Raw genomic sequence first — 20208 nt, 5'->3', positions numbered from 1 at the left:
CGTCATCAGAATCTGGGTTGCGTGCAGTTGAAGTCGATGCGCTGACCAGACCCAAGATCTGACGAGGAGATCACGATGTCGATGCGATTGGCAGCGAAAACGACTATTCGGCAACGCAAGAGCAGTTCAGTCATGGTAACTTTGCGGCCTGGCTTACTGCTCAAGTAGGGCGGCGCATGACTACCGATATCGCGACGATTATCGACCGGTACGCGCGAGACCGCACCAGGCTCATCGACATCCTGTGGGATGTACATCGCGAGGCCGGCTACGTTTCTGCTGAAGCCGCTGCCCGGATAGCCGATTGGCTCGGGCTGACAGTCGGAGACGTTCTGGAGACGGTGACGTTTTACCATTTCTTCCACACCACACCGACGGGCCGCCATCGCATCTATCTGAGTAACAACGTCATCGCCAAGACGCGCGGCTACCGCGAGGTGTATGCCGCCTTGGAAGACGCGACCAGAACACGGTTCGGAGGGTCTGGCTCGGCTGATTTCGGATTGTTCGAAACCGCGTGCATCGGGTTGAGCGACCATGAACCGGCGATGCTGGTCGACGAGGTCGTATTCACCGATCTGACACCTGCCACTATCGCCAAGGTCATCGATCGCATGCAAAACGGTGAGTCCGCGGCGAACATCGCGAATCCGGCCGGCCTGCCGTGCGACGAGGTGGCGTACATCGAAGCGCTGGTCCCCAGCGCCGTGCATACGACGGGGCCGGTGTTCTTCGGTATCGACACCGATTACCGAGCGCTACTGGACCGCTGCCTCGGCATGACGCCGGAAGCCGTGATCGCGACCATCTCGGAATCCGGCCTGCGGGGACGGGGCGGTGCGGGTTTCCCTACGGGCAATAAGTGGAAGTTGTGCCGCGCGGCTGCCGGCGCCGAGAAATACATCATCTGCAATGCCGATGAGGGCGAACCAGGGACGTTCAAGGACCGGGCTCTGCTGACCAACTCGCCCAAGCAGGTGTTCGCAGGTATGGCGATCGCGGCCCACGCCGTCGGCGCCCGTCGCGGCATCTTCTACCTTCGCGCCGAATACGTGTATCTGCAGGCCTACCTCGCCAGGCAGTTGGCCGAGTTACGCGACGATGGGGTACTCGGCGACGGCTTCGACATCCGCATCCAGCTCGGCGCCGGTGCCTATGTCTGTGGTGACGAATCCGCGCTGATCGAATCCTGCGAGGGAAAGCGGGGTACGCCGCGGCTCAAGCCGCCGTTCCCGGTCGAGCACGGTTTCCTGGGCCAGCCGACGGTGGTGAACAATGTCGAAACATTCGCCGCGGCGAGCCGCGTCATGCAGGAGGGCGCCGGGTGGTTCACGGCGATGGGGGTGCCGGGGTCAACCGGTACCCGGCTGCTCAGCGTCTCCGGTGACTGCGCCGCGCCAGGGATATACGAGGTGGAGTGGGGGGTGAGGTTGCTTGAGGTACTCGACATGATCGGCGCAGACGACGCCCGGGCCGTCCAAATCGGTGGACCGTCCGGCGAGATGCTCTCAGTGGCGGCCGACGGCGACCGCATACTGGCCTACGACGATCTGTCCTGCAACGGTTCGTTCATGGTGTTCAACCACGACCGTGACCTGATCGACGTCGTCGCGGACTTCACGCAGTTTTTCGTCGACGAATCCTGTGGCATCTGCGTGCCGTGCCGAGCCGGTAACGTGCTACTCCGGCAGAAGGTCGGCTTGGTGGCCGCCGGGGAGGCGATGCCGTCCGATCTCGACGACATGGTTGCCTGGGGTGGGATCGTTTCTCGCACCAGCCGATGCGGATTGGGCGTTACCTCACCCAATCCAATCCTGACAACGCTGAACAAGTTCCCGGAGATTTATTTGGCCGGGCTTCGTGAGCCCAACGACAGTGTACTGCCGTCCTTCGACGTGGAGGCCGAGCTTTCCGGCTATGCGCGGGCCGTTGCCGAACTCGCACCGCGGGAGTCGTCGTGACCGTCCGGATCGAGATCGACGGTAATGCCGTGACCACCGGGAAGGGCAGGACACTCGTCGACGTGGCCGCAGAGGCGGGCGTCTACATCCCGACGTTGTGCTATCTGACCGAACACCCCGCACTGGGGACGTGCCGGGTGTGTTCGGTCAGAGTCGACGGCACGGTCACGGCGGCGTGTGCGGTCAAGGTCAGCGAGGGGATGCGCGTTGAGGTCAACACCCCCGAACTCGCCGACGTCCGCAAGGCTTTGGTGGAGATGTTGTTCTCCGAGGGCAATCACAACTGTCCCAGCTGTGAGAAATCCGGTCGGTGCACACTGCAGGCGGTCGGCTACGAGGTGGACATGGTGGTCTCGCGCTTTCCGTACCAGTTCCCCGAGCGGGTCGCCGACCATGCCTCGGAGAGGATCTGGCTGGACCGAGACCGCTGCATTTTCTGCCAACGATGCGTGGAGTTCGTTCGGGATCTCAACACTGGCAAAAAGATCTTCAGCATCAGTGGCCGCGGGGGAGATGCTCGTATCGAGATCGACATCGAACTGGCCAACGCCATGCCCCCCGAGCAGGTCCGTGAGGCTGTCGACATCTGCCCCGTGGGAACGATCCTCCAGAAAGGGGTGGGTTATGACCAGCCCATCGGCGAGCGGAGCTACGACCTCGAATCGGTGAAGGACCGGGCGCTGGAACCGTCGCGGAGGGGTGAGAATGACCACATCGGACACCAATGAGTTTGCGTCGCACGAACTTCCAGCCACACCGCTTGACCCCGAACTCGCCGCCACGCGCGCGGCCAAAATCAAGATCTCGATGATCAGCCTCTGTGGCTGCTGGGGATGCAACCTGTCGTTGCTCGACATCGATGAGCGGATGATCACCCTGTTGGACAAGATCACGATACTGCGATCGTCGTTCACCGATATCAAGCGCATTCCGGAGCGATGCGCGATCGGATTCATCGAGGGTGGGGTCGCCAACGAGGAGAACATCGAGACGCTGCGGCACTTCAGGGAAAACTGCGATGTGCTGATCTCGGTCGGCGCCTGTGCGATCTGGGGTGGCGTACCGTCCCTGCGTAACCCGGTCGGGCTCAAGGATTGTCTTGCCGAGGCCTACACGGAGTCTCTGACGAGGCCGCCCGGCTCACGTCCGGTGGTGCCCTTCGACCGGCGGATCCCGGTCCTCACAAATAGCGTGTACCCGTGCCACGAGGTCGTGCACATGGACTATTTCCTCCCTGGCTGCCCGCCGAGCGCCGACGCGATCCTCGACGTGCTCGAGGATCTGATCAACGGGCGCCCGGTGAATCTGCCCAAAACACTGAACCATTTCGACTGATCGGGGACAGCGGGCATGGCGAAGACGATCGTGATTGATCCGATCACCCGCATCGAGGGACACGGGAAGGTGGTCATCGAACTCGATGACCACCACCACGTCACCGATGCCAAGCTGCATGTGGTCGAGTTCCGCGGCTACGAGAGGTTCATCCAGGGCCACCCCTACTGGGAGGCGCCGGTCCTCATGCAGCGGATCTGCGGCATCTGTTGTGTCAGCCATCATCTGGCCGGGGCTAAGGTGCTCGACGACATGATCGGGGTGGGCCCGGCGTCGGGGACTCGTCTCACCTCCACCGCAGTCAAGATGCGCCGCCTTGGTCACTATGCGCAGATGCTGCAGTCGCATGTCACGGCCTACTTCTATCTGGTCGTGCCGGAGATGTTGTTCGGCATGGATGCCGCACCCGAACAACGCAATTTCATCGGGCTGATCGAGGCCAATCCTGATCTGATGAAACGTGTTGTCCGGCTGCGTAAATGGGGCCAGGAGGTCATCGAGGCCGTCTTCGGTAAGCGCATGCACGGTATCTCCTCAGTGCCCGGCGGCGTGAACAAGAACCTCTCAGCCTCCGACGTGGATCGATTCCTACGGGGCGAGGACGGACTGTCGTCCGTCGACGAGGTCATCGAGGACGCCCAGCTGGGTCTGCAGATGTTCTACGACTTCCACGAGCAGCACCGTGTCGAGGTGGACGGCTTCGCAAAGGTGTCTGCGCTGAACATGTGCCTGGTGGATGATGACGGGAACATCGACTATTACGACGGCAGGCTCAAGGTGGTCGACGAGCAGAAGAAGCTCGTACGCGAATTTGATTACCGCGACTATCTCGAACACATCTCCGAGGGAGTCGAAAAGTGGAGCTACATGAAGTTCCCTTACCTCACCGACCTCGGCCGCGATGCCGGGTCGGTGCGGGTAGGTCCGCTGGCGCGGCTCAACGTCACACGATCCTTGTCGACCCCGATTGCCGCGGAGGCGCTGGACAAGTTCCACGCCTACACCGGCGGAAGCGCCAATAATATGACGCTGCATACGAATTGGGCGCGCACCATCGAGATCATCCACGCAGCCGAGGTGGTCAGGGACCTATTGAACGACCCAGACCTGCAGAAGGACCACCTGGTAGTCACACCGGGTGCGGATGCCTGGGTCGGGGAGGGGGTCGGTGTCGTGGAAGCACCTCGGGGCACCCTACTGCACCACTACCGTGCCGATCGCGAAGGGAACGTCACCTTCGCCAACCTGATCGTCGCCACCACACAGAACAACCAGGTAATCAACCGGACGGTGCGCAGCGTGGCCGAGGACTATCTCGACGGCCAGCCGGAGATAACGGAGGGCATGATGAACGCTATCGAGGTGGGGATCCGGGCCTATGATCCGTGCCTGAGCTGCGCCACCCACGCGCTGGGTCAGATGCCGTTGATGGTCACGGTGGTAGATGCGAAGGGCCACGTGCTGGATGAACGTCAACGCTGAGCCGCCTTGCTTGTCGCGCGATATCTTCACCAATTCGACCTCGTTGATCTACGGCATCGGAAACGTGGGACGACAGGACGACGGACTGGGCTGGGCCTTCGTCGACAGGCTCGAACAGTGCATTCCTGCACTACCCGCGCACCTACGCCGTACCTATCAGCTCGGCTTCGAAGACGCGGATTTGATCAGTCGGTATGCGCGGGTCCTGTTCATCGACGCGACCAAAGATCCAGCGGTCGAATCGTTCACGCTCAGCCGGCCCGAGCCCAGACTGGACCTTAGCTTTACCTCCCATGCGATTTCGGTGCGGGCGATCCTGGCCACCACCCTGCAGTGTTTCGGGCAGATCCCCGACGCTTACCTGTTGGCGATCCGCGGCTACGAATGGGAACTCCAGGAGGGATTGACGGGCCCCGCCGAAAGCAACCTCGAGGAGTCACTGGACCCGATCTTGAGGCTGGCTAGCAGTTCCGAGATCCGTCGAGTTTGATATGGCCCTGCGCATCGCCCTCGAACTCCAGCAGTTCGTTCGCCAAATAGATTCCCGCACTTGCTGATTCACGCCCAATTCATCACAGTGACAAAATGATCCGACAGGGTAGCGACATCGACCGAGGGGATGGCCAAGCCGTCTCATTGGTGAACTCGGCCGATCGGGCTGGATCGGGCCGTGATGGTGCTCGTCGCGATTACCCAGGGCCCGCAATACAATTCGTCACTGTGACGAATTGACGGCGAAACCTCGGGGACGCGTAGGGGGCGGCAACGGCCGATCGCATCGTCGACCTGACGCGGCCAGTGGCCGGCGACGGGATTGCCACCCTCGGTCGACTGAACTCACCGCGACGGAACGCCGCTTTCATGGATATCTGGCGACCGAATCAATCACTAACTGATGAAACATACGACGACCTCGGCGTACTGATCGCAGATGCGCCACTCGGCCAGGCTGCCGGTGCGAGCACCTTCATTGGGCGCAACCAGCCATGGTTTTGTGCCGATAAGCCACATTATGTCAAGTTATGTGCGCCATGTTCCTCGATGAGTTACGGGCGTTCACCCCCTCACCTGAGCGCCGGGTCGAGTTGGCCAAAGCGCCTCGACGCCAACGGTCTATGACGGTTTGACTGGTGACACAACGATGCATGGGATGAGACTCCTCGGGAGTCTCATTGCCCGTCGACTTGACCGACGCGGACCGGTGCGGTCAAGCGCCGGCTGGGCCGGCACAGCCGAGCACGTCGGCGATTCGTGCCCCGGCATCGCGCCACGTGCCGTAGCGTGCGACCCAATCCCTCAGTTGTTCTTGGTCGCCGTCCTGCGCGGAATCCCGGGCGGCGGCGAAACCTGCCGCAAGGTCATCGACGGTCTGCTCAGCCGCATACAGGCGGGGCGGGCCGGAGAGATCGGCCAGATGATGGAGCGCCGGGCCCACCACCGGGCACCCCATGCTCAGCGCAAGGACGGCACTGCCGGAGGTGAAGAACGCTCGGTGCGCGATCACGGCGGCATCGGCCGCTCCGTAGTAAAGGGGAACCTCGCTGTCCGGAATTTTCTTGGCGCGCACAATGATTCGTGGATCGTTTTGCGCCGCTTGTAATTCCGCCGATATATCGCCCTGCCGGGATCCGGCGATGACGAGACGGTCGTGTTCGCGGGCGATGCGCTGGAAGGCCTCGATTGCGACACTCAGGCCTTTGTAGGGCCGGATTCGCCCGAACGCCAAGGCGACGAATCCGTCTATCGGCAGACCGAGCTGGGCGCGAGCTTCGGCCCGCGGCGGTGGAGCCGGGTAGTCCTGGATGTAGTGCGGATGGTGCACCGTGGTGCACGGTCCGTGGTACCCGAAGGCATCGGCCAGTTCGGCACGGGCTCCGTCGAAGTGGACGAAGACGTGGTCGGTGATGGACAGGAGTTCTCGCCGGGCCTGGCGACCCAGATCAGGGTGCGGGTCATCATGCGGAACCAGGTTGTGCGCAGTCCAGGCAATCCGCACCCCGCGCCGCTTGAGCGCGTGCAGTTGAATCCGGACCGATACCGCGTGCAGTCGGTACAGCAGTCGGGACCGGTGCAGGTGTGCCTCACCCGGCCAATGCAGATGTATCCAGTCGCCGGCGCGCAGGCGACAAGCGCCGAGGTAGAGCGGGGTCGAGGAGCTGGCCTCGACCCCGGACATGCGCAGTGACGCGATCAGGTTGGGCAGGTAGGGGTTGTCGAACCAGCGTGGCCACAGGTGCACACGCAGTGCCCGCGTCGCAGGGGCCGCCGAGGACTCCGTTGCTGCGCGCCGCGGTACATGTGCATTCGATGATGTGTTCATTGATGATCGGCCTCCGGCCGACTCCCCCTCGAGCATGGGGCACAGTAGCAAAGCTGAATGCCAGCCAGCTGTCAGTTTCTTGACTGTCGGCGGTGAACTTGCTGGGTGCTGGTCAATCTGGAGATATAGGTACGTACGTATTAGAATTCCACGCCAATCCCCCAGAAGATTTCTATGCTATTGCGGCCCGCGCGCAGTGACCCTCGCCGTGGCGGCACCCCCTGCTGAATCCGCCGAGACTTCGGGGCTGGGTGGACATGCCATCACCACTACGCGATTGCCAAATCGGCAAGTCTCATTGCCATTCGCGCGACGGTGAAGGGATGCTGGGGACATGAGTGAACGACCGAGTGGCTTCGGAGTCGCATCCCTGGTATCCACGTACGCTGAACAGGCCCCGCAGGCCGTGCCCGGCTACCACGACATCCACACCATGGCATCGGTGTTGCTCGCCGAGGAAACACCCGCAGACGCCCATCTCCTAGTGTTGGGCGCCGGAGGCGGCCTGGAGATTAAGGCCTTCGCCACAGCGCACCCTCGGTGGAGGTTCCTGGCCGTCGACCCGTCTGCACCGATGATCGACCTCGCCAAGGCCACCCTCGGGCCGCTCGCCGCACGTATGGACGTGCACGAGGGATACGTCGACGACGCCCCCGAAGGGCCGTTCGACGCCGCGACGGCGCTGCTGCTACTGCACTTGATCGAACCGGAGGATCGATTACGCACCGTCACCGAGGTCCACCGCCGGTTACGGCCTGGCGCACCGTTTCTCGTCATGCACGTCAGCTATCCGCAGAAAGACGATGCCGAACGTCAACGGTGGCTTGACAGACACGTCGCCTATCTTCTCGCCGCAGGCAACCAGCCCGCCTACGTCGAGAAGGCCAGCGAGATGATCAACCAGTACATGCCGGCGGCGAGCCCGGACGAAGACCGTGCCATCCTCGAACGCGCCGGATTCACCAACGTCACCGAGTTCTTCTCGGCGTTCACCTTCCGCGGCTGGGTCGGCTACGCCTGACCGGACGTGATCCGTGCGATTCGGGTCCTCGGGCGACTTTCGATGGAGCCGAGGCGGCCGCTCTTCCCCTGCACGATTCCGCAGTGCCAGGACCCGAATCATCAACGGGGCCGAGTTCGCTTCGGCCTCAGCCCTAAACGCAATACGATTGACCATTGAGGACACAGTTCACCGGTGGCGAGTAAGTGCCGCTGAGCACCCCCCGGAAGCCCCCTGTTGCCGAACCACCCGGCGGGATGATGCGATTCCAGTTGGCCGGCGCGAACACGTAGTGACTGCCGTATTGGGTGAAGACGCTGTTCCAGCTGTGCCAGACGGACTCCCCCATCGGTAAGTCGAATTCAAGTTTCCAGTCCGTCAGTGGCACTGCGGTCGGGTTGGTGATGATGAAGCGCGCGATGAAGCCGGTCTGCCATGTGGATGTCACCGATAGTCTCGCTATCGCCGCATCAGCGCGAGCGATTGGGGCGAGAGGCAACCAGAGTGCCACAACCACCACAGCCGATGCCGCCGCGTGAAGCGCTGCACGCCAGCGCTTCACATTCGCATCCGATGTGGCCATGGTTGCCAACCCTAAATCGCCATGAGCGGAGTCGAACCCCACGCCACCGCGCAGCTAACCAACCTTTGCACAACTGAGACCTCGTGAGATCTCCGGTGAGGTTGGTCGGTCGGTCGGTCGGTCATCGGGCGCACGACTTGTCATGCCGGTGCCGGATGTGCGGCAAACCGGTCAACGAGCAGTCGCACCCGGTCAGCAATGCGGTCGCGCGGCAGACGCCCGGTAGCGCCGAGGGTGGCCATGCCGTGCAGTGCCGCCCAGAAGACCTCCGTCAGCGTGTCCAGAGCCTGGCCGTCAGCAACGCCTGCCACGCCGGCGACCGCCTCACTTAGCGCTGCGAACGCAGCCGACAATTGCGGGGGCGTGTCCTCGTCGGCATAGCGCAGCAGGGTCGAACGCGTGAACATCACGTCGTAGACAGCGGGATTGTCGCGCGCGAAATTCAAATATACGTAGGCGATTTGGGACAGGACCGTTGCAGCGGTCCCGTCGGTGGCGCCCACGGCCCGGATGGCCCCGGCAAGTTCGGCGTAGCCGTCCAGGGCAACCGCGTCGGCGACCTGCTCCATGCCCGAAAAGTGCTTGTAGAGCACGGGCTGGCTGTATTCGATCTCGGTGGACAGTCGCCGGGTGGTCACCGCATCCCAGCCCTCGGCCTCGGCCACCGCGCGCGCGGTCGCGACGATCAGTTGCCGTCGCGCGGCGCGTTCCCGCTCGCGGCGCTCCTCGATGCTCACGACTCCAAGATAGCAGTGCTATCAGGAATAGCGTTGCTATTGACCGCAATGATTCATGAGGTTAGCGTTGCTAGCACTTGACGCGGACAGAGGGGAAGACATGGCGCTCTGGCCCGACTCGACCCAAGGAGAACACCCCGATGTTGGAACTTCGGATCTACACCCTGCGATCACCCGAGGCGCTGCGCCGGTATGCGGAGGTGCACTGGGCCCGCCACCTACCCACCCTTGCCGGGTTCGGCATCACCACCCACGGCGTGTGGACCGAACACGGTGATGACAGCGAGCGACTGATCGCCCTGGTCGGCTACCCGCCCAAAAGCGACCCCGGCGAAGTCACCCACCGCATCATGACCAGCCCGGAATTCGCCGCCGACATGGCTGGATTCGACGTCGACGACATCCTCGACGTCCAGACGACGCTGCTCGATCCGACCGCCTTCTCCCCCATCCGATAACCAGATTTCCAAGGAGTGTTGGACATGACCATCACCACGACCATCGGCTACGTCCTGGCCGGCGTCCTGGCCGCCGCCATCATCTTCATCGGCGCCCGATTCCTCCTCGCGCCGCGCACCGCCGCCGCCGGCTACGGCGTGGTGCCCGCCCTCGATCAACCGGGAGTCCGTGCCTACTTGAGCGTCAAGGGCATCCGCGACATCACCACCGGTCTGTTCGTGATCATCCTGATGCTCGCCCATGCCACCGACCTCGTCGGCTGGGTGATGCTGGCTGCGACTCTCATCCCGATCGTCGACGCCACCATCGTGCTGCGGAACGGCGGTGCCAAGTCCATCGCCTACGGCGTACACGGCAGCACCGCTGCGGTCATGCTCATCACCACCGCATTGCTTCTGGCCGGGTGAGCCCATGCCGCGACAGACTGAACGTCTCTTCACGCGCGGCAGTCAAAGGTGATTCGTCGCGCTTGGCTATCCGTCAGGCATGCTGCGGTCGATGGCCCACGACGCCAACAGGGCCAGATTGTCAGCGGTTGGCCCTCCCGCAGGCGCGGTGTAGACGTTCAAGTGCAGGCCAGGTTCGGTGGGTAGATCCATGGACTCGAAGTTCAAGTCGAGCCGGCCTACCACCGGATGGTTCACCCGCTTGCTCCCGTATCCCTTCAGCCGGACGTCCCGAGATGCCCACTGCTGACGGAATAGCTCACTGCACGTTGATAATTCGCTCACCAAGGCGATGAGATCCGCGTCGCGGGGATTGCGGCCCAGTTCCATCCGCAACATCGCGGCCAAATTCCGCGCCACCTGCTCATAGTCGACGAAGAACCTCTCGGCCTCGCTGGAATTCAAATACACGAACCGCGCTGTGTTGGCGGGTCGTCGCGGGTCGGCCAGCACCGGTGAATACAACGCGCGACCAAGGTGATTCATCGCGAGCACGTCGTAGCGCCCATTACGGATCAACGCCGGTGCACCGCTCATGGCGTCGAGCACCTCTTGCAGCGCCGGACGCACCGTCTCAGCAGTCTTGCCGTCCCGTCGCCAGTCGGGCGCCCCGGACTGGCGTGCGAGATGGAACAGGTGATCACGCTCGGCTTCGTCGAGCTGTAAGGCCGTGGCTAGCGCGTCGAGTACGCCCTCCGAGGTGCCGGCCAGGCTGCCGCGCTCAATGCGCACGTAGTACTCGACCGATACCCCAGCGAGTAGCGCTACCTCCTCTCGACGCAGACCCTTGACCCGACGATTGGCGCCGTAGGCGGGCAGGCCAGCCATCTCCGGCGCGATGCGGGCGCGGCGCGACCTCAGAAACTCCCGGATCTCGGTGCGCAGATCAAACGTGCCGTCCATCCACTCACCGTAGGCCCGCACCGCAAGCGAAGGATCACGCGGTCGTGGCGATCCCTCCGTCGACGGGGACGATGGTGCCCGTGAGATAGGCGCCTGCCCGGCTGGCGAGGAACACGGCGACACCCGCCATGTCGTCGTCGCGACCGATTCGGCGTAGCGGGGCCGACGCGGCGATCGCCTCGCCGAACTCGTCGAGGGTCGCGGCCATCATCGTCGAGGGGAACGGTCCGGGCGCCACCGCGTTCACTGTGATGTGCTGGGGGCCCAGTTCCTTGGCGAGCACTCTGGTGAGTTGATGCAGCGCAGCCTTGCTGCTCGAATACGAGTAATTGGGCCGGGCCGGGATGTGTATCGCGGCGATGCTGCCGATGTTGATGATCCGCGCGGGATCGTCGGCGGTCCCAGCGCGGCGGAGTGCCGGCAGCAGCGCCTGCACCAGCCAGAACGGCGCCTTCAAGTTGAGGTCGATGACCGTGTCCCACGCTGCGTCCGGGAAGGTCGCCAACGGCTCGTCCCACATGGCGCCCGCATTGTTGACGAGGATGTCGAGGCTCCCAGAGTCGGCCGAGACGAGGTCGGCGAGACGCTCACATTCCTCGTGCCGGGACAGATCGGCGGGGACCGTCCAGACGTCGCCGAATTCGGACAGCTGTTCCTGCGCCCGAGCGCAGGCTTCTGCGCTGCGTGAACTGATGACCACGCGGGCACCCGCCTGGAGAAGCCCGCGCGCGATCATCAACCCGATGCCCCTGGTGCCACCGGTGACGAGGCCGTGCTTACCACTCAGATCGAAAAGTTCTGTATGCGTGGCGAATTGACTGTCTACCACTGGGTGACCTTTCTGGTTGATCGAACAGGACCGTGAGTTGACACCGTCGCGCCCTGCAGGTGCTCTCGGCATGGGGCGGCGTCACTTTTCATATCCGCATCCGTAGCAAGCTAGGCGGTAATCCGGACGCCGAGGAGACCCCCGCGGTACGGGTACTGCCAGAGTCCCCCTTGAGCGACCTCCGCGATTGGCCACGGCCGTATCGCACGAGATGGATGATCACCGCGCTGCACCGACCACGGCTCCGGAATAAAACGCGTCCCCGGTGAACTTGGCTCAAGAGAAGCCCCCTCCCCGAACCAGGAGCATTCATGACCCGTCCCGTCCGCGTAGCCGTGCAGATCCAGCCCGGCGGCACGCCCGGCTACGCCACGTGGCGCGAAGCCGTCCTGGCCGCTGACGACCTCGGCGTCGACGTGATCTTCGGCTACGACCACTTCCACCGCCCGGCGATGGAAGCCATCGTTGACGGCAAGCCCATCCTGTCGGACGAGCAGCCCGACGTCGCCAACTTCGAGGGCTGGACCGCGCTCGCGTCGTGGGGCGAGATCACCTCACACGCCGAGATCGGGCTCCTCGTCACCGGCGTCGGATACCGCAACGCGGACCTCCTCGCTGACATGGCGCGCACCGTCGACCACATCAGCGGCGGCCGGCTCATCCTGGGCCTCGGCGCGGGATGGTACGAAAAGGATTACACCACCTACGGTTACGACTTCGGCACCTTCGGCTCTCGCTTCGATCTGTTCGACGAGAGCCTCATCCGCATCGAGAATCGGCTCGCCGCACTGATTCCGCCGCCCGTGCGAAAGCTACCGATCCTCATCGGCGGCACCGGACCCAAGCGCTCGCTGCCGGCCGTCGCCCGGCACGCCGATATCTGGCACGCGTTCCAGGATCTGGACGCGTTCCGCAGGTCCAGCGACCGTGTCGATGAGTTGGCAGCGACGTTCGGCCGCAACGGTGCCGATATCGAACGCTCCACGCTGTGGGAGAACCCCGACAGCGCCGATGCCTTCCGCGACGCAGGAGTGACGCTTTTTCAGACCGAGCTCACCGCCGACAACGGTTACGACCTGACGTCGCTCAAGCAGGTGGTCGCATGGCGGGACAACGGGTGAGATCGGTACCTACAAGCTCCGGCCGCCGGACGCCTCGATGCGTTGAGCGGTGATCCCACCGGCGGACTCGGGCGTTCGACCGTCGAACCCAGCTTGTTGACCAAGATCTCGAATCTCGCCTATGACTCAGCGCCATGAGCAGGTTGTCGAAGAACTCGCCAAACATGTTGCGCTGGGCCGCGTCCAAGCGCAGAGCGGTCGAGTTGTAACCGCGTTTCCGTAAGCCATGCACGACCGCCATCGCCTCTTCGGGATCACTGTGTCAGGTGAGGATCACGTCGGCGCCGTTGCCGGCGAGTGCCTCTGCCGCCGCTCGACCGATGCCGCGGTTACTTCCCGTGATGAGTGCAGTTCGCCTCATAGTGTCCTCCACTTCTCGGGTGAGCGCCCGCCGATTGCGTTCCTGCCATAATTGTCGGCATAGGCATTCAGCACACCCGGGAGAATCTCAACGATACTGAAATAGCGGTCCCACAGCGGTGTTTCGCGGAGTTCCTCCACCACGAGCTCGTACTCGTGGGCATCGGACACCTCCCACATCCACGTGTCGGTCACCCGTGCGCTGTAGAACTCCGTGTCATACCAACGTAACTGGACGGAAGGGTGCCGGTCGAGTGCCGGCTGCAGATACTTGAGCATCTCGGCGTAACGCTGTTCCACCGGCAGCGCCAACCACTCCGGGTTGGTTTTCACCAACATGAACACCGTCAATGCCGACTTTGCCTCGGCTAGTTTCTCAGACATGGTCTCTCTCTTCATCGACTGTTCCGACATCGAAGAGAAACGAGAACAGGCCAACGAATCTCTTCGCTGACCTGTGAGGTTGTCACCACCGCACGCACTATTGCATGCACGGTCAAGGTAACTCGTGGGCTTGGCGGCCGTCAACCCCGACAGTGCGGTGCTAGACGGTGCGGGGATCGTTCCGATGATCAGGGCGCCCCACCGTCACGCGATACGTTAATCGACGTTCGCATATTGGAACGATTACGACTCCCGGTGGAGGTCAACTGGTAAGCGTTCGCAGGACACCGGTAACGGGAAGACCTGTTACGCACGCGCACTTCTAGCCACATACCGTGCTCGCAACCATCGTTGTCGGCGACAATCTGTTGACAAGATCACATCACAGCCATAAGTTAATGCCGAGTCACATTTGGAAAGGGCCATCCTTGGCAGGGCGATTTCCCAACGACTCGACGCCGGCTCTGCCACTTCGCGGTCCGCGGGCTGGCATTGCCTCGTCGGCCACGGCACCGGTACCGGTGACATTTGAAGGTCGTCGCGCGGAGTGGGCTCTTCGTCGCACACCCGGGTTATCTGTTCATCACCGAGGGAGGAACAGCTCTATGTCCCTACGCGATTCCCGTGTCTCGGGTGTTGCACCCGCCGACCAACGCGCACGCGCGGGTGCAATTCTTACCGCGGTGATTTCATGCGTCGCCGCGTTCAAGGGCCTGAACGAATCAGTGACGCCGCCTGCACTTCCGATCTTGCAGGAGCAATTCCACGTCCCCGGATCGACGATCTCCTGGGTCCTCACGGGCATGCTCCTCACTGGCACCATCGCGACGCCCATTGCGAGCCGGCTGGGTGAGGTATGGGACAAACGCCGTACTCTGCTATGCATACTCGCCATCGTGGCGACCGGAACTCTGATGTCGGCGCTATCGATGTCCATCGAGATGCTGATCATCGGGCAACTGCTGCAAGGTGTAGGTCTGAGCACCGTCCCACTGGCCATCGGCATCATCAGGGACACCCAAAGCGAGGCCCGGACGAAATCGGCGAACGGCATTCTGGTCGGCGCCATCTACGGCAGCACCGCGGTCGGAACAATGGTCGCCGGACCGATCGCAGACCACCTCTCGTACCGATGGTTGTTCTGGGTGCCGTTCATCGCGCTGGCCGGCTGCATGGCGGCGGTGTGGTGCTTCGTGCCCCGCTCCTTGCGCACCAGCGGCGATAGACCGAGTATCGATGTCGCCGGCAGCGTCCTGCTGGCCATCGCTCTGGCATGCATTCTGCTGGCGCTGACGTTCGCGCCCGGATGGGAGTGGCGGTCACCGCAATTGCTGCTGCTGTTCGCAACTGGACTGGTGGCCATCATCGCCTTCGTACGCGTCGAACTCACCGTCAACGAACCCCTGGTCGATCTACGGCTCATGCGCAGTTTCACCGTCGTCGCGTCGTCAGGCCTGATGTTCCTCGCCGGATACTGCATCAACGCCACACTCATCAACGTCCCCATTCAGACGCAGTTGCCTGCCTCCACCGGTTACGGCCTTGGTGGATCAGCGACCGTCACCTCCGTCATCCTGGTGACCACCACCTTGATCGGGCTCACCGCACCGTTGATTTCGGTGCTGGACAGATTGATCGGGTCCAGGTTCGCCTCGTCGATCGGACCGATCTCGATCCTGGGCGGCGCGGTACTGATGCTGGCAGCCGGACACCGGGGCAGTATCGCGATCGTCTTCCTGGCGACATTGTTCGTCATTTTCGGCCTGACGGTGTCCATGACACAATCACTGAACCTTGTGGTCACCGGTGTTCCGGCGAATAAGGTGACCGAGTTCAATGGTCTCAACTTCGCGATCCAGGCGGTGGCGGGAACGATCGGCGCCCAGGTGTCCGGCGCCGCCCTCACCGTCGACGGAGGTGATGCCGGCGCGCCACCTCCGTGGAGCGGATTCGCCATCTCCTGGGGACTGTCCGGTGTAATCGCCCTTGCCGCCCTCGTCCTCGTGCTGGCTGTCCGAACCTCGAAAGTGTCTGCAGCGTAGTGAGGTCCGCCGGATCGGGGGCGGTCCTATCCGCTGATGCCACATCTCTTCCCGCACCGTCAGGTGATGGTGAGACCACCGTCCACCAGATCCAGACCACGAGAACGGGTCGGCGACATCGGCCCCGCTTCGGCGAATGCCTGCGCGAGGGCCTCCCCGAGACCCGATGACGCACCGGTGACGATGACAACCCTGTCGTCGTGTCGAAACAGATCGAGAACGCTCATCATGGCTCTTGCAGTTGGTGAAGGCCGGGCTTCCAGTTTGTCCGTGTCGGACAGTCAGCCCGCCGGCCCGGTGGACCTGAGGCAGGTCAGGGCTTGCATGGCCGCGGTCGACATCGTCGCGACGATCTCTTCTTGGTCCAGCCCCTTGTTGAGCGTGGCCACGGAGTTGAGCATCGAGAACACCGCCTGTGTCAGCAGGCGGACCTGTGGTTCTGCTAGATCCGGACGGAGCTGGAGGACAACCAGAATCCATTCCTGCGCATACTGATTCATCTCACGGCGAATGCGGCGCCGATCGGATTCCGGAAGTGCGTGCTCGTTCTTCAGGAAGATGAGAGTCCTCGGCGGATCGGCGATCACGGATCTCACGTGGAAGTCGATCATTGCCGTCAGCGCGGCACGTGGATCGGGTTCGGAGTCGACGGTGGCCCGAGCGAACTGATGGAGCTCCTGCAGCCCTTCTTCGACGACCGCGATCAGCAGCGCCTGCTTGTTCTGAAAGTGGCGGTACAGGCCAGGACCAGAGATCCCCGCTTCGGTGGCGACCATGCCGACCGTCACCGAGTCGTACGGGTGGTGCAGGAACAGATCGGCGGCGGCATCCAGGAGCAGTTTCCGTCGCGAGCCACGGGGCTGTGGTTCACTCTTCCACCCGACCGCGACCTCTGCCCCGATAGACGCTGTCCCCGACGATGCCATAAGGGTTCACCATACCCCGCATCGGATTCACATCTGCGGCAACGGACGACGTCGCGCCGAGAAGCCCGTACCGTCGCCTTCACACAGGTGACGACACCATTGCGGGCACCCCACCATGCGACACAGCCGTTAGCGATGATTCACCATCTCGGGTCAGCACCACCGTCTCCGGCCCATCTACACCGAGAACTGCTGGGTGCACCGCCATTCCGACTGCAGCATCTCTTTACGGAACAGCGGTAGTGATTAACATCTTTACACGGCCACAAATCGCCGAGTTGATGTACGCGTTGAACTTTATATGCCGGTCTACCAGTGTATTCAGTGACATCTGGCGATTGCGTCTTGACAGTGCGACCCTCTGACCATACGTTAATGCTGATTCACATTGGAAGGAGATGGAGAAGAGCATGAGATTCATATTCATGAGCGAGGGCGAGACTGCCCCCGGCGCCTCGTACGAGCACCGCTATCGCGAACTCATTGATGAGGTGCTCCTGGCCGAAGAGGTGGGTTTCGATGCGTTCGGCACCTCGGAACAGCATCTGGCCATCGGTACCGCCACGACGTCCGCGCCCGAGGTGCTCTACCCGTACCTGATGGCCCTGACCAACAGGATTCGATTCGTTCACTTGGTCACCTTGCTTCCCACCCGGATCAACCACGCCCTCCGCGTCGCCGAGCGGTTGGCCACCGAGGATCTGCTGTCTCACGGTCGGGTCGAACTCGGCGTCGGGCGTGGCAACACCACGCTCGCGTTGCGTGCTTTCGAGGTCTCACCCTCGGAGAACAAGTCCCAGCAGCTCGAGGGAATCGAAGTCATCCGCCGCGCTCTGCACAACGACGTGTTCTCCTTCGTCGGCGAGCACTACAAGATCCCACCCCGCAGCCTGGTTCCCAGAAGCATCCAAACGCCCTACCCCCCTATCCACATGGCGACCGGGAGTCCGGAATCTGTCCGGGCAGCCGCCGGGCTCGGCATCGGCGCCATCGTGGGTGGCTTCTACCTCGGCTTCGATTTCGTCGAGAACATGATCCGTCTCTACGACGATGCTCTGGCCTCGGCAACGCACACCTATCCGGTACAGGCCGAGCGACTCGTGGCGATCGGCGGAGGCATGCACTGTGCGGAGACCCGCGAGGAGGCCCGCACCTGGGCCCGCGGTCTCAAGGAGACGGTCGGCCTGTCCACCGATGCCTATGAGCGACTGTCGAAGCTGTCCAGCGACTACCAGTACATGGGCGCGGTGAAACATCTGGACTTCGACGACGAGCGTTACATGTTCGAAGACTCGTCCGGATTCATCGTCGGCGATCCCGACGATTGCATCGCCCAGGTTCAGCGTTTCGCCGATCTCGGAGTCGATTCACTGGTCATGCGTATCGACGGCCTACCGCACAAAGAGCTCATGAAGTCGATCGAACTCTTCGGAAAGTACGTCATCCCGAAGTTCAAGAACCCGCGTGGCGTGGCACGCACCCCGGAGGCTGTCCTGGCCGATATCCGCGCCGCGCGTCCCGCGCACTATGCCGAACGAGAAGCCTTTGAGGAGAACATGAACCAGAAGCAACCAGCAGTCAGTGGCGTGGGCGCGGGTGAGGCGTGATGAGCACCCTCAACGGCGACGACATCTTCGCACGCTATCCGGAAGAGATCCTCATCGAACGCAAACCCAACGGCGTTGTCCTGATCACCCTGAACAGGCCAGAACACCTCAACGCGCTCACCATGCCGATGTTCCAGATGATGGGTAGCCTGCTGCTCGACATCGACCGCGACCCGCAGACCCGGGTCGCCGTCATCACCGGCGCGGGCCGCGGCTTCTGCACGGGTATGGATGTCGCCCAACCCGATCCATCGCTGGAAGACGCGATCGCGCTCATGGAGACCGAACGCAAGCGCATCCTGGCGACGCTGAACATGGACAAGCCGATCATCACGGCGATCAACGGACCGGCCGTCGGTTGGGGTCTGTCGCTGGGACTGCTCGCCGACATCAGCATCGCCGCCGAGGACGCTGTTCTCATGGACGGGCACACCCGTGTCGGCGTGGTCGCCGGAGACCACTCATCGCTGATCTGGCCGCTGCTCGTCGGCATGGCCAAGGCCAAGTACTACCAGCTCACGTCCGCACGTTTGACGGGAATCGAAGCCGAACGGATCGGGCTGGTCAGCCTGGTGGAGCCCAGAGACAAGGTGCTCGAACGTGCACTGGCGATCGCCGACGATCTCGCGCTCGGCTCGCAACGCGCCATCCAGTGGACCAAACGGTCGCTGAACACCGGTTGGTTGACCAACGCGATTCCGCAGCAGGAGCTCTCGGCCGCTTTGGAAACACTCAATTTCGCCGGTGCCGATTACCTCGAGGCGCGGCAAGCCTTCCGGGAGAAGCGCCCCACGCGTTTTCCCTCTGCGCACGGCGATCACGCCGCACCATCACCGGAGACGGTCAGCCAGGCATGAGTGATATCGCCAACGCTGCGCTCCCCGGGCTGACGTGGGCCGACCACTCCGGTGTCCTCGTGGTCACCATGGACCGACCGCCGGCAAATGCGTTGAACCACAGCCTGGTGGCCAGTCTTCGCACGTTCTTCGCCGAGTTGGCTCCCCAAGCCGCACCGGCACCGGTGGTCCTCACCGGTGCCGGTGCGCGCTTCTTCACCGCCGGGGGCGACATCAAGGAGCTCGAGGGCACTGGGCCGGCGGAGATCGAGGGACGGATGCGGGACTTCCACGCACTGCTCGTCGCACTGGATCGGTTTCCCCGGCCTCTCATCGCGGCAGTCAACGGGCACTGTGTCGGGGGCGGAATGGAACTGGTGCTCTTCGCCGATACCGTCTTTGCGACCCCGAACGCGAAGTTCGGATTCCCGGAGATCAATCACGGTCTGCTGCCGGCGGACAAGGGCATCCAGCGCGCCGAGCGCATCATCGGGGCCCGCGCGGTCCGGTCGATGGTGTTGTCCGGGGACCTGTTCTCGGCTGAGAAGGCCGTCAGGATCGGATTGGTCGAACGCCTCGAAGAGCCCGACACCCTGCTTGGTTCGGCCATCGAGGCGGCGCGCACCGCCGGCACAAAGGCTCCGGTTCTATACGGCGCGCTCAAGCGCAGCGTCAACGATCCCGACGACGCCCGGGATGAACGGTCGTTGGCGAACACGATCGCCGCCGCGAACGCTTACTTCGAGGATCCCGTGGCCGCGGGACTGCGCGCCGGCTGGAATCGGGACAAGGTGTCCACGAGCCGCCAATCGACAGACCGATAGCACGAACGTGCTCGCCGAGGACGAGGGCAGACAATGGTCGTAGAGAGAGCTTT

At 63.0% G+C, this 20208-nt stretch carries 21 protein-coding genes and 1 pseudogene; 13 read left to right on the top strand and 9 right to left on the bottom strand.

The features are described 5' to 3' along the window. Window positions 1-176: 176 nt before the first annotated feature. The 5 genes from QN239_RS17585 to QN239_RS17565 are packed head-to-tail and all read left to right on the top strand — an operon-like array spanning window position 177 to window position 5268. Complete coding sequence (locus tag QN239_RS17585) at window positions 177-1961, top strand: NAD(P)H-dependent oxidoreductase subunit E (protein WP_499012327.1); 1785 nt, start codon at window positions 177-179, stop codon at window positions 1959-1961. Then, window positions 1958-2689 carry a 2Fe-2S iron-sulfur cluster-binding protein gene (locus tag QN239_RS17580; RefSeq protein ID WP_499012325.1) on the top strand — a complete coding sequence of 244 codons (732 nt, stop codon included), beginning with the start codon at window positions 1958-1960 and terminating at the stop codon, window positions 2687-2689. Before QN239_RS17585 ends, QN239_RS17580 begins: the two co-directional genes overlap by 4 nt. Beyond that, the gene (locus tag QN239_RS17575; protein WP_499012324.1) at window positions 2667-3296 is read left to right on the top strand and encodes an NADH-quinone oxidoreductase subunit B family protein; all 630 of its coding nucleotides are present in this window, start codon (window positions 2667-2669) and stop codon (window positions 3294-3296) included. The genes QN239_RS17580 and QN239_RS17575 overlap by 23 nt, the downstream gene beginning before the upstream one ends. A gap of 15 nt (window positions 3297-3311) precedes the next feature. Next, window positions 3312-4778, top strand: coding sequence for a Ni/Fe hydrogenase subunit alpha (locus QN239_RS17570; protein WP_499012322.1), 1467 nt, complete (start codon window positions 3312-3314; stop codon window positions 4776-4778). Between the two features lie 10 nt (window positions 4779-4788). Then, the gene (locus QN239_RS17565; RefSeq protein WP_499012320.1) at window positions 4789-5268 is read left to right on the top strand and encodes a hydrogenase maturation protease; all 480 of its coding nucleotides are present in this window, start codon (window positions 4789-4791) and stop codon (window positions 5266-5268) included. A 717-nt stretch (window positions 5269-5985) separates the two neighbouring features. Here the strand turns inward: QN239_RS17565 and QN239_RS17560 are convergent. Further along, window positions 5986-7098: a glycosyltransferase family 4 protein gene (locus QN239_RS17560; protein ID WP_499012318.1), complete on the bottom strand. Its 1113-nt coding sequence runs from the start codon at window positions 7096-7098 to the stop codon at window positions 5986-5988. A gap of 334 nt (window positions 7099-7432) precedes the next feature. Between QN239_RS17560 and QN239_RS17555 the strand changes: the two genes are divergently transcribed. Then, window positions 7433-8119, top strand: coding sequence for a class I SAM-dependent methyltransferase (locus tag QN239_RS17555; protein ID WP_499012317.1), 687 nt, complete (start codon window positions 7433-7435; stop codon window positions 8117-8119). A gap of 133 nt (window positions 8120-8252) precedes the next feature. On the opposite strand, the gene QN239_RS17550 is transcribed toward QN239_RS17555, so the two are convergent. Next, a complete protein-coding gene (locus tag QN239_RS17550) occupies window positions 8253-8681 on the bottom strand; it encodes a cellulose-binding domain-containing protein (protein ID WP_499012315.1) in 429 nt (142 codons plus the stop codon). 140 nt (window positions 8682-8821) lie between these two features. After that, complete coding sequence (locus tag QN239_RS17545; protein ID WP_499012312.1) at window positions 8822-9418, bottom strand: TetR/AcrR family transcriptional regulator; 597 nt, start codon at window positions 9416-9418, stop codon at window positions 8822-8824. A gap of 140 nt (window positions 9419-9558) precedes the next feature. On the opposite strand from QN239_RS17545, the gene QN239_RS17540 reads away from it, so the two are divergent. Both QN239_RS17540 and QN239_RS17535 read left to right on the top strand, forming a co-directional pair. Next, window positions 9559-9876 (top strand): NIPSNAP family protein, encoded by a 318-nt coding sequence (locus QN239_RS17540; RefSeq protein WP_499012310.1) that lies wholly within the window; start codon window positions 9559-9561, stop codon window positions 9874-9876. 24 nt (window positions 9877-9900) lie between these two features. Continuing rightward, window positions 9901-10284: a DUF4267 domain-containing protein gene (locus tag QN239_RS17535; protein ID WP_499012309.1), complete on the top strand. Its 384-nt coding sequence runs from the start codon at window positions 9901-9903 to the stop codon at window positions 10282-10284. A 66-nt stretch (window positions 10285-10350) separates the two neighbouring features. Here the strand turns inward: QN239_RS17535 and QN239_RS17530 are convergent, their stop codons facing one another. Both QN239_RS17530 and QN239_RS17525 read right to left on the bottom strand, forming a co-directional pair. After that, window positions 10351-11226, bottom strand: a complete 876-nt coding sequence (locus tag QN239_RS17530; RefSeq protein ID WP_499012307.1) for a helix-turn-helix transcriptional regulator — start codon at window positions 11224-11226, stop codon at window positions 10351-10353. 34 nt (window positions 11227-11260) lie between these two features. Further along, window positions 11261-12055 carry an SDR family oxidoreductase gene (locus tag QN239_RS17525; RefSeq protein ID WP_499012304.1) on the bottom strand — a complete coding sequence of 265 codons (795 nt, stop codon included), beginning with the start codon at window positions 12053-12055 and terminating at the stop codon, window positions 11261-11263. A gap of 311 nt (window positions 12056-12366) precedes the next feature. Between QN239_RS17525 and QN239_RS17520 the strand changes: the two genes are divergently transcribed. Next, window positions 12367-13176, top strand: a complete 810-nt coding sequence (locus QN239_RS17520) for an LLM class F420-dependent oxidoreductase (RefSeq protein WP_499012302.1) — start codon at window positions 12367-12369, stop codon at window positions 13174-13176. Window positions 13177-13438: 262 nt separating this feature from the next. On the opposite strand, the gene QN239_RS17515 is transcribed toward QN239_RS17520, so the two are convergent. Next, on the bottom strand, window positions 13439-13537 hold the full coding sequence (locus QN239_RS17515; RefSeq protein WP_499012300.1) for an SDR family NAD(P)-dependent oxidoreductase: 99 nt from the start codon (window positions 13535-13537) through the stop codon (window positions 13439-13441). Further along, complete coding sequence (locus tag QN239_RS17510) at window positions 13534-13920, bottom strand: darcynin family protein (protein WP_499012297.1); 387 nt, start codon at window positions 13918-13920, stop codon at window positions 13534-13536. Before QN239_RS17510 ends, QN239_RS17515 begins: the two co-directional genes overlap by 4 nt. A 605-nt stretch (window positions 13921-14525) precedes the next feature. Between QN239_RS17510 and QN239_RS17505 the strand changes: the two genes are divergently transcribed. Further along, the gene (locus QN239_RS17505) at window positions 14526-15962 is read left to right on the top strand and encodes an MFS transporter (RefSeq protein WP_499012295.1); all 1437 of its coding nucleotides are present in this window, start codon (window positions 14526-14528) and stop codon (window positions 15960-15962) included. 122 nt (window positions 15963-16084) lie between these two features. Here QN239_RS17505 and QN239_RS17500 read toward each other — a convergent pair. Both QN239_RS17500 and QN239_RS17495 read right to left on the bottom strand, forming a co-directional pair. Beyond that, window positions 16085-16189, bottom strand: a pseudogene (locus QN239_RS17500) (short-chain dehydrogenase); the annotation flags it as partial. A 54-nt stretch (window positions 16190-16243) separates the two neighbouring features. After that, the gene (locus QN239_RS17495) at window positions 16244-16888 is read right to left on the bottom strand and encodes a TetR/AcrR family transcriptional regulator (protein WP_499012293.1); all 645 of its coding nucleotides are present in this window, start codon (window positions 16886-16888) and stop codon (window positions 16244-16246) included. Between the two features lie 410 nt (window positions 16889-17298). Between QN239_RS17495 and QN239_RS17490 the strand changes: the two genes are divergently transcribed. From QN239_RS17490 to QN239_RS17480, 3 genes are read left to right on the top strand one after another with little or no spacing between them, the layout of a single operon-like run. Then, window positions 17299-18495 (top strand): LLM class flavin-dependent oxidoreductase, encoded by a 1197-nt coding sequence (locus tag QN239_RS17490; RefSeq protein WP_090358160.1) that lies wholly within the window; start codon window positions 17299-17301, stop codon window positions 18493-18495. Continuing rightward, window positions 18495-19352, top strand: coding sequence for an enoyl-CoA hydratase-related protein (locus QN239_RS17485; protein ID WP_499012290.1), 858 nt, complete (start codon window positions 18495-18497; stop codon window positions 19350-19352). Before QN239_RS17490 ends, QN239_RS17485 begins: the two co-directional genes overlap by 1 nt. Then, entirely contained in the window at window positions 19349-20155 is an 807-nt protein-coding gene (locus tag QN239_RS17480) for an enoyl-CoA hydratase/isomerase family protein (RefSeq protein ID WP_499012287.1), read from the top strand. The genes QN239_RS17485 and QN239_RS17480 overlap by 4 nt, the downstream gene beginning before the upstream one ends. The last annotated feature ends 53 nt before the right edge of the window (window positions 20156-20208 follow it).

It is taken from the genome of Mycolicibacterium sp. Y3, assembly GCF_051188035.1.
Taxonomy (GTDB): Bacteria; Actinomycetota; Actinomycetes; order Mycobacteriales; family Mycobacteriaceae; genus Mycobacterium; species Mycobacterium fluoranthenivorans.
This window is presented reverse-complemented; position numbering and strand designations above follow the sequence as displayed.

What these genes read in the sequence shown, in the direction of transcription:
- QN239_RS17585 (WP_499012327.1), top strand. Translation starts at nt 177, where the DNA reads ATGACTACCGATATCGCGACGATTATCGACCGGTACGCGCGAGACCGC.
- QN239_RS17575 (WP_499012324.1), top strand. Translation starts at nt 2,667, where the DNA reads ATGACCACATCGGACACCAATGAGTTTGCGTCGCACGAACTTCCAGCC.
- QN239_RS17570 (WP_499012322.1), top strand. Translation starts at nt 3,312, where the DNA reads ATGGCGAAGACGATCGTGATTGATCCGATCACCCGCATCGAGGGACAC.
- QN239_RS17560 (WP_499012318.1), bottom strand. Translation starts at nt 7,098, where the DNA reads ATGAACACATCATCGAATGCACATGTACCGCGGCGCGCAGCAACGGAG.
- QN239_RS17555 (WP_499012317.1), top strand. Translation starts at nt 7,433, where the DNA reads ATGAGTGAACGACCGAGTGGCTTCGGAGTCGCATCCCTGGTATCCACG.
- QN239_RS17550 (WP_499012315.1), bottom strand. Translation starts at nt 8,681, where the DNA reads ATGGCCACATCGGATGCGAATGTGAAGCGCTGGCGTGCAGCGCTTCAC.
- QN239_RS17540 (WP_499012310.1), top strand. Translation starts at nt 9,559, where the DNA reads ATGTTGGAACTTCGGATCTACACCCTGCGATCACCCGAGGCGCTGCGC.
- QN239_RS17535 (WP_499012309.1), top strand. Translation starts at nt 9,901, where the DNA reads ATGACCATCACCACGACCATCGGCTACGTCCTGGCCGGCGTCCTGGCC.
- QN239_RS17530 (WP_499012307.1), bottom strand. Translation starts at nt 11,226, where the DNA reads ATGGACGGCACGTTTGATCTGCGCACCGAGATCCGGGAGTTTCTGAGG.
- QN239_RS17520 (WP_499012302.1), top strand. Translation starts at nt 12,367, where the DNA reads ATGACCCGTCCCGTCCGCGTAGCCGTGCAGATCCAGCCCGGCGGCACG.
- QN239_RS17515 (WP_499012300.1), bottom strand. Translation starts at nt 13,537, where the DNA reads ATGAGGCGAACTGCACTCATCACGGGAAGTAACCGCGGCATCGGTCGA.
- QN239_RS17510 (WP_499012297.1), bottom strand. Translation starts at nt 13,920, where the DNA reads ATGTCTGAGAAACTAGCCGAGGCAAAGTCGGCATTGACGGTGTTCATG.
- QN239_RS17505 (WP_499012295.1), top strand. Translation starts at nt 14,526, where the DNA reads ATGTCCCTACGCGATTCCCGTGTCTCGGGTGTTGCACCCGCCGACCAA.
- QN239_RS17495 (WP_499012293.1), bottom strand. Translation starts at nt 16,888, where the DNA reads ATGGCATCGTCGGGGACAGCGTCTATCGGGGCAGAGGTCGCGGTCGGG.
- QN239_RS17490 (WP_090358160.1), top strand. Translation starts at nt 17,299, where the DNA reads ATGAGATTCATATTCATGAGCGAGGGCGAGACTGCCCCCGGCGCCTCG.
- QN239_RS17485 (WP_499012290.1), top strand. Translation starts at nt 18,495, where the DNA reads ATGAGCACCCTCAACGGCGACGACATCTTCGCACGCTATCCGGAAGAG.
- QN239_RS17480 (WP_499012287.1), top strand. Translation starts at nt 19,349, where the DNA reads ATGAGTGATATCGCCAACGCTGCGCTCCCCGGGCTGACGTGGGCCGAC.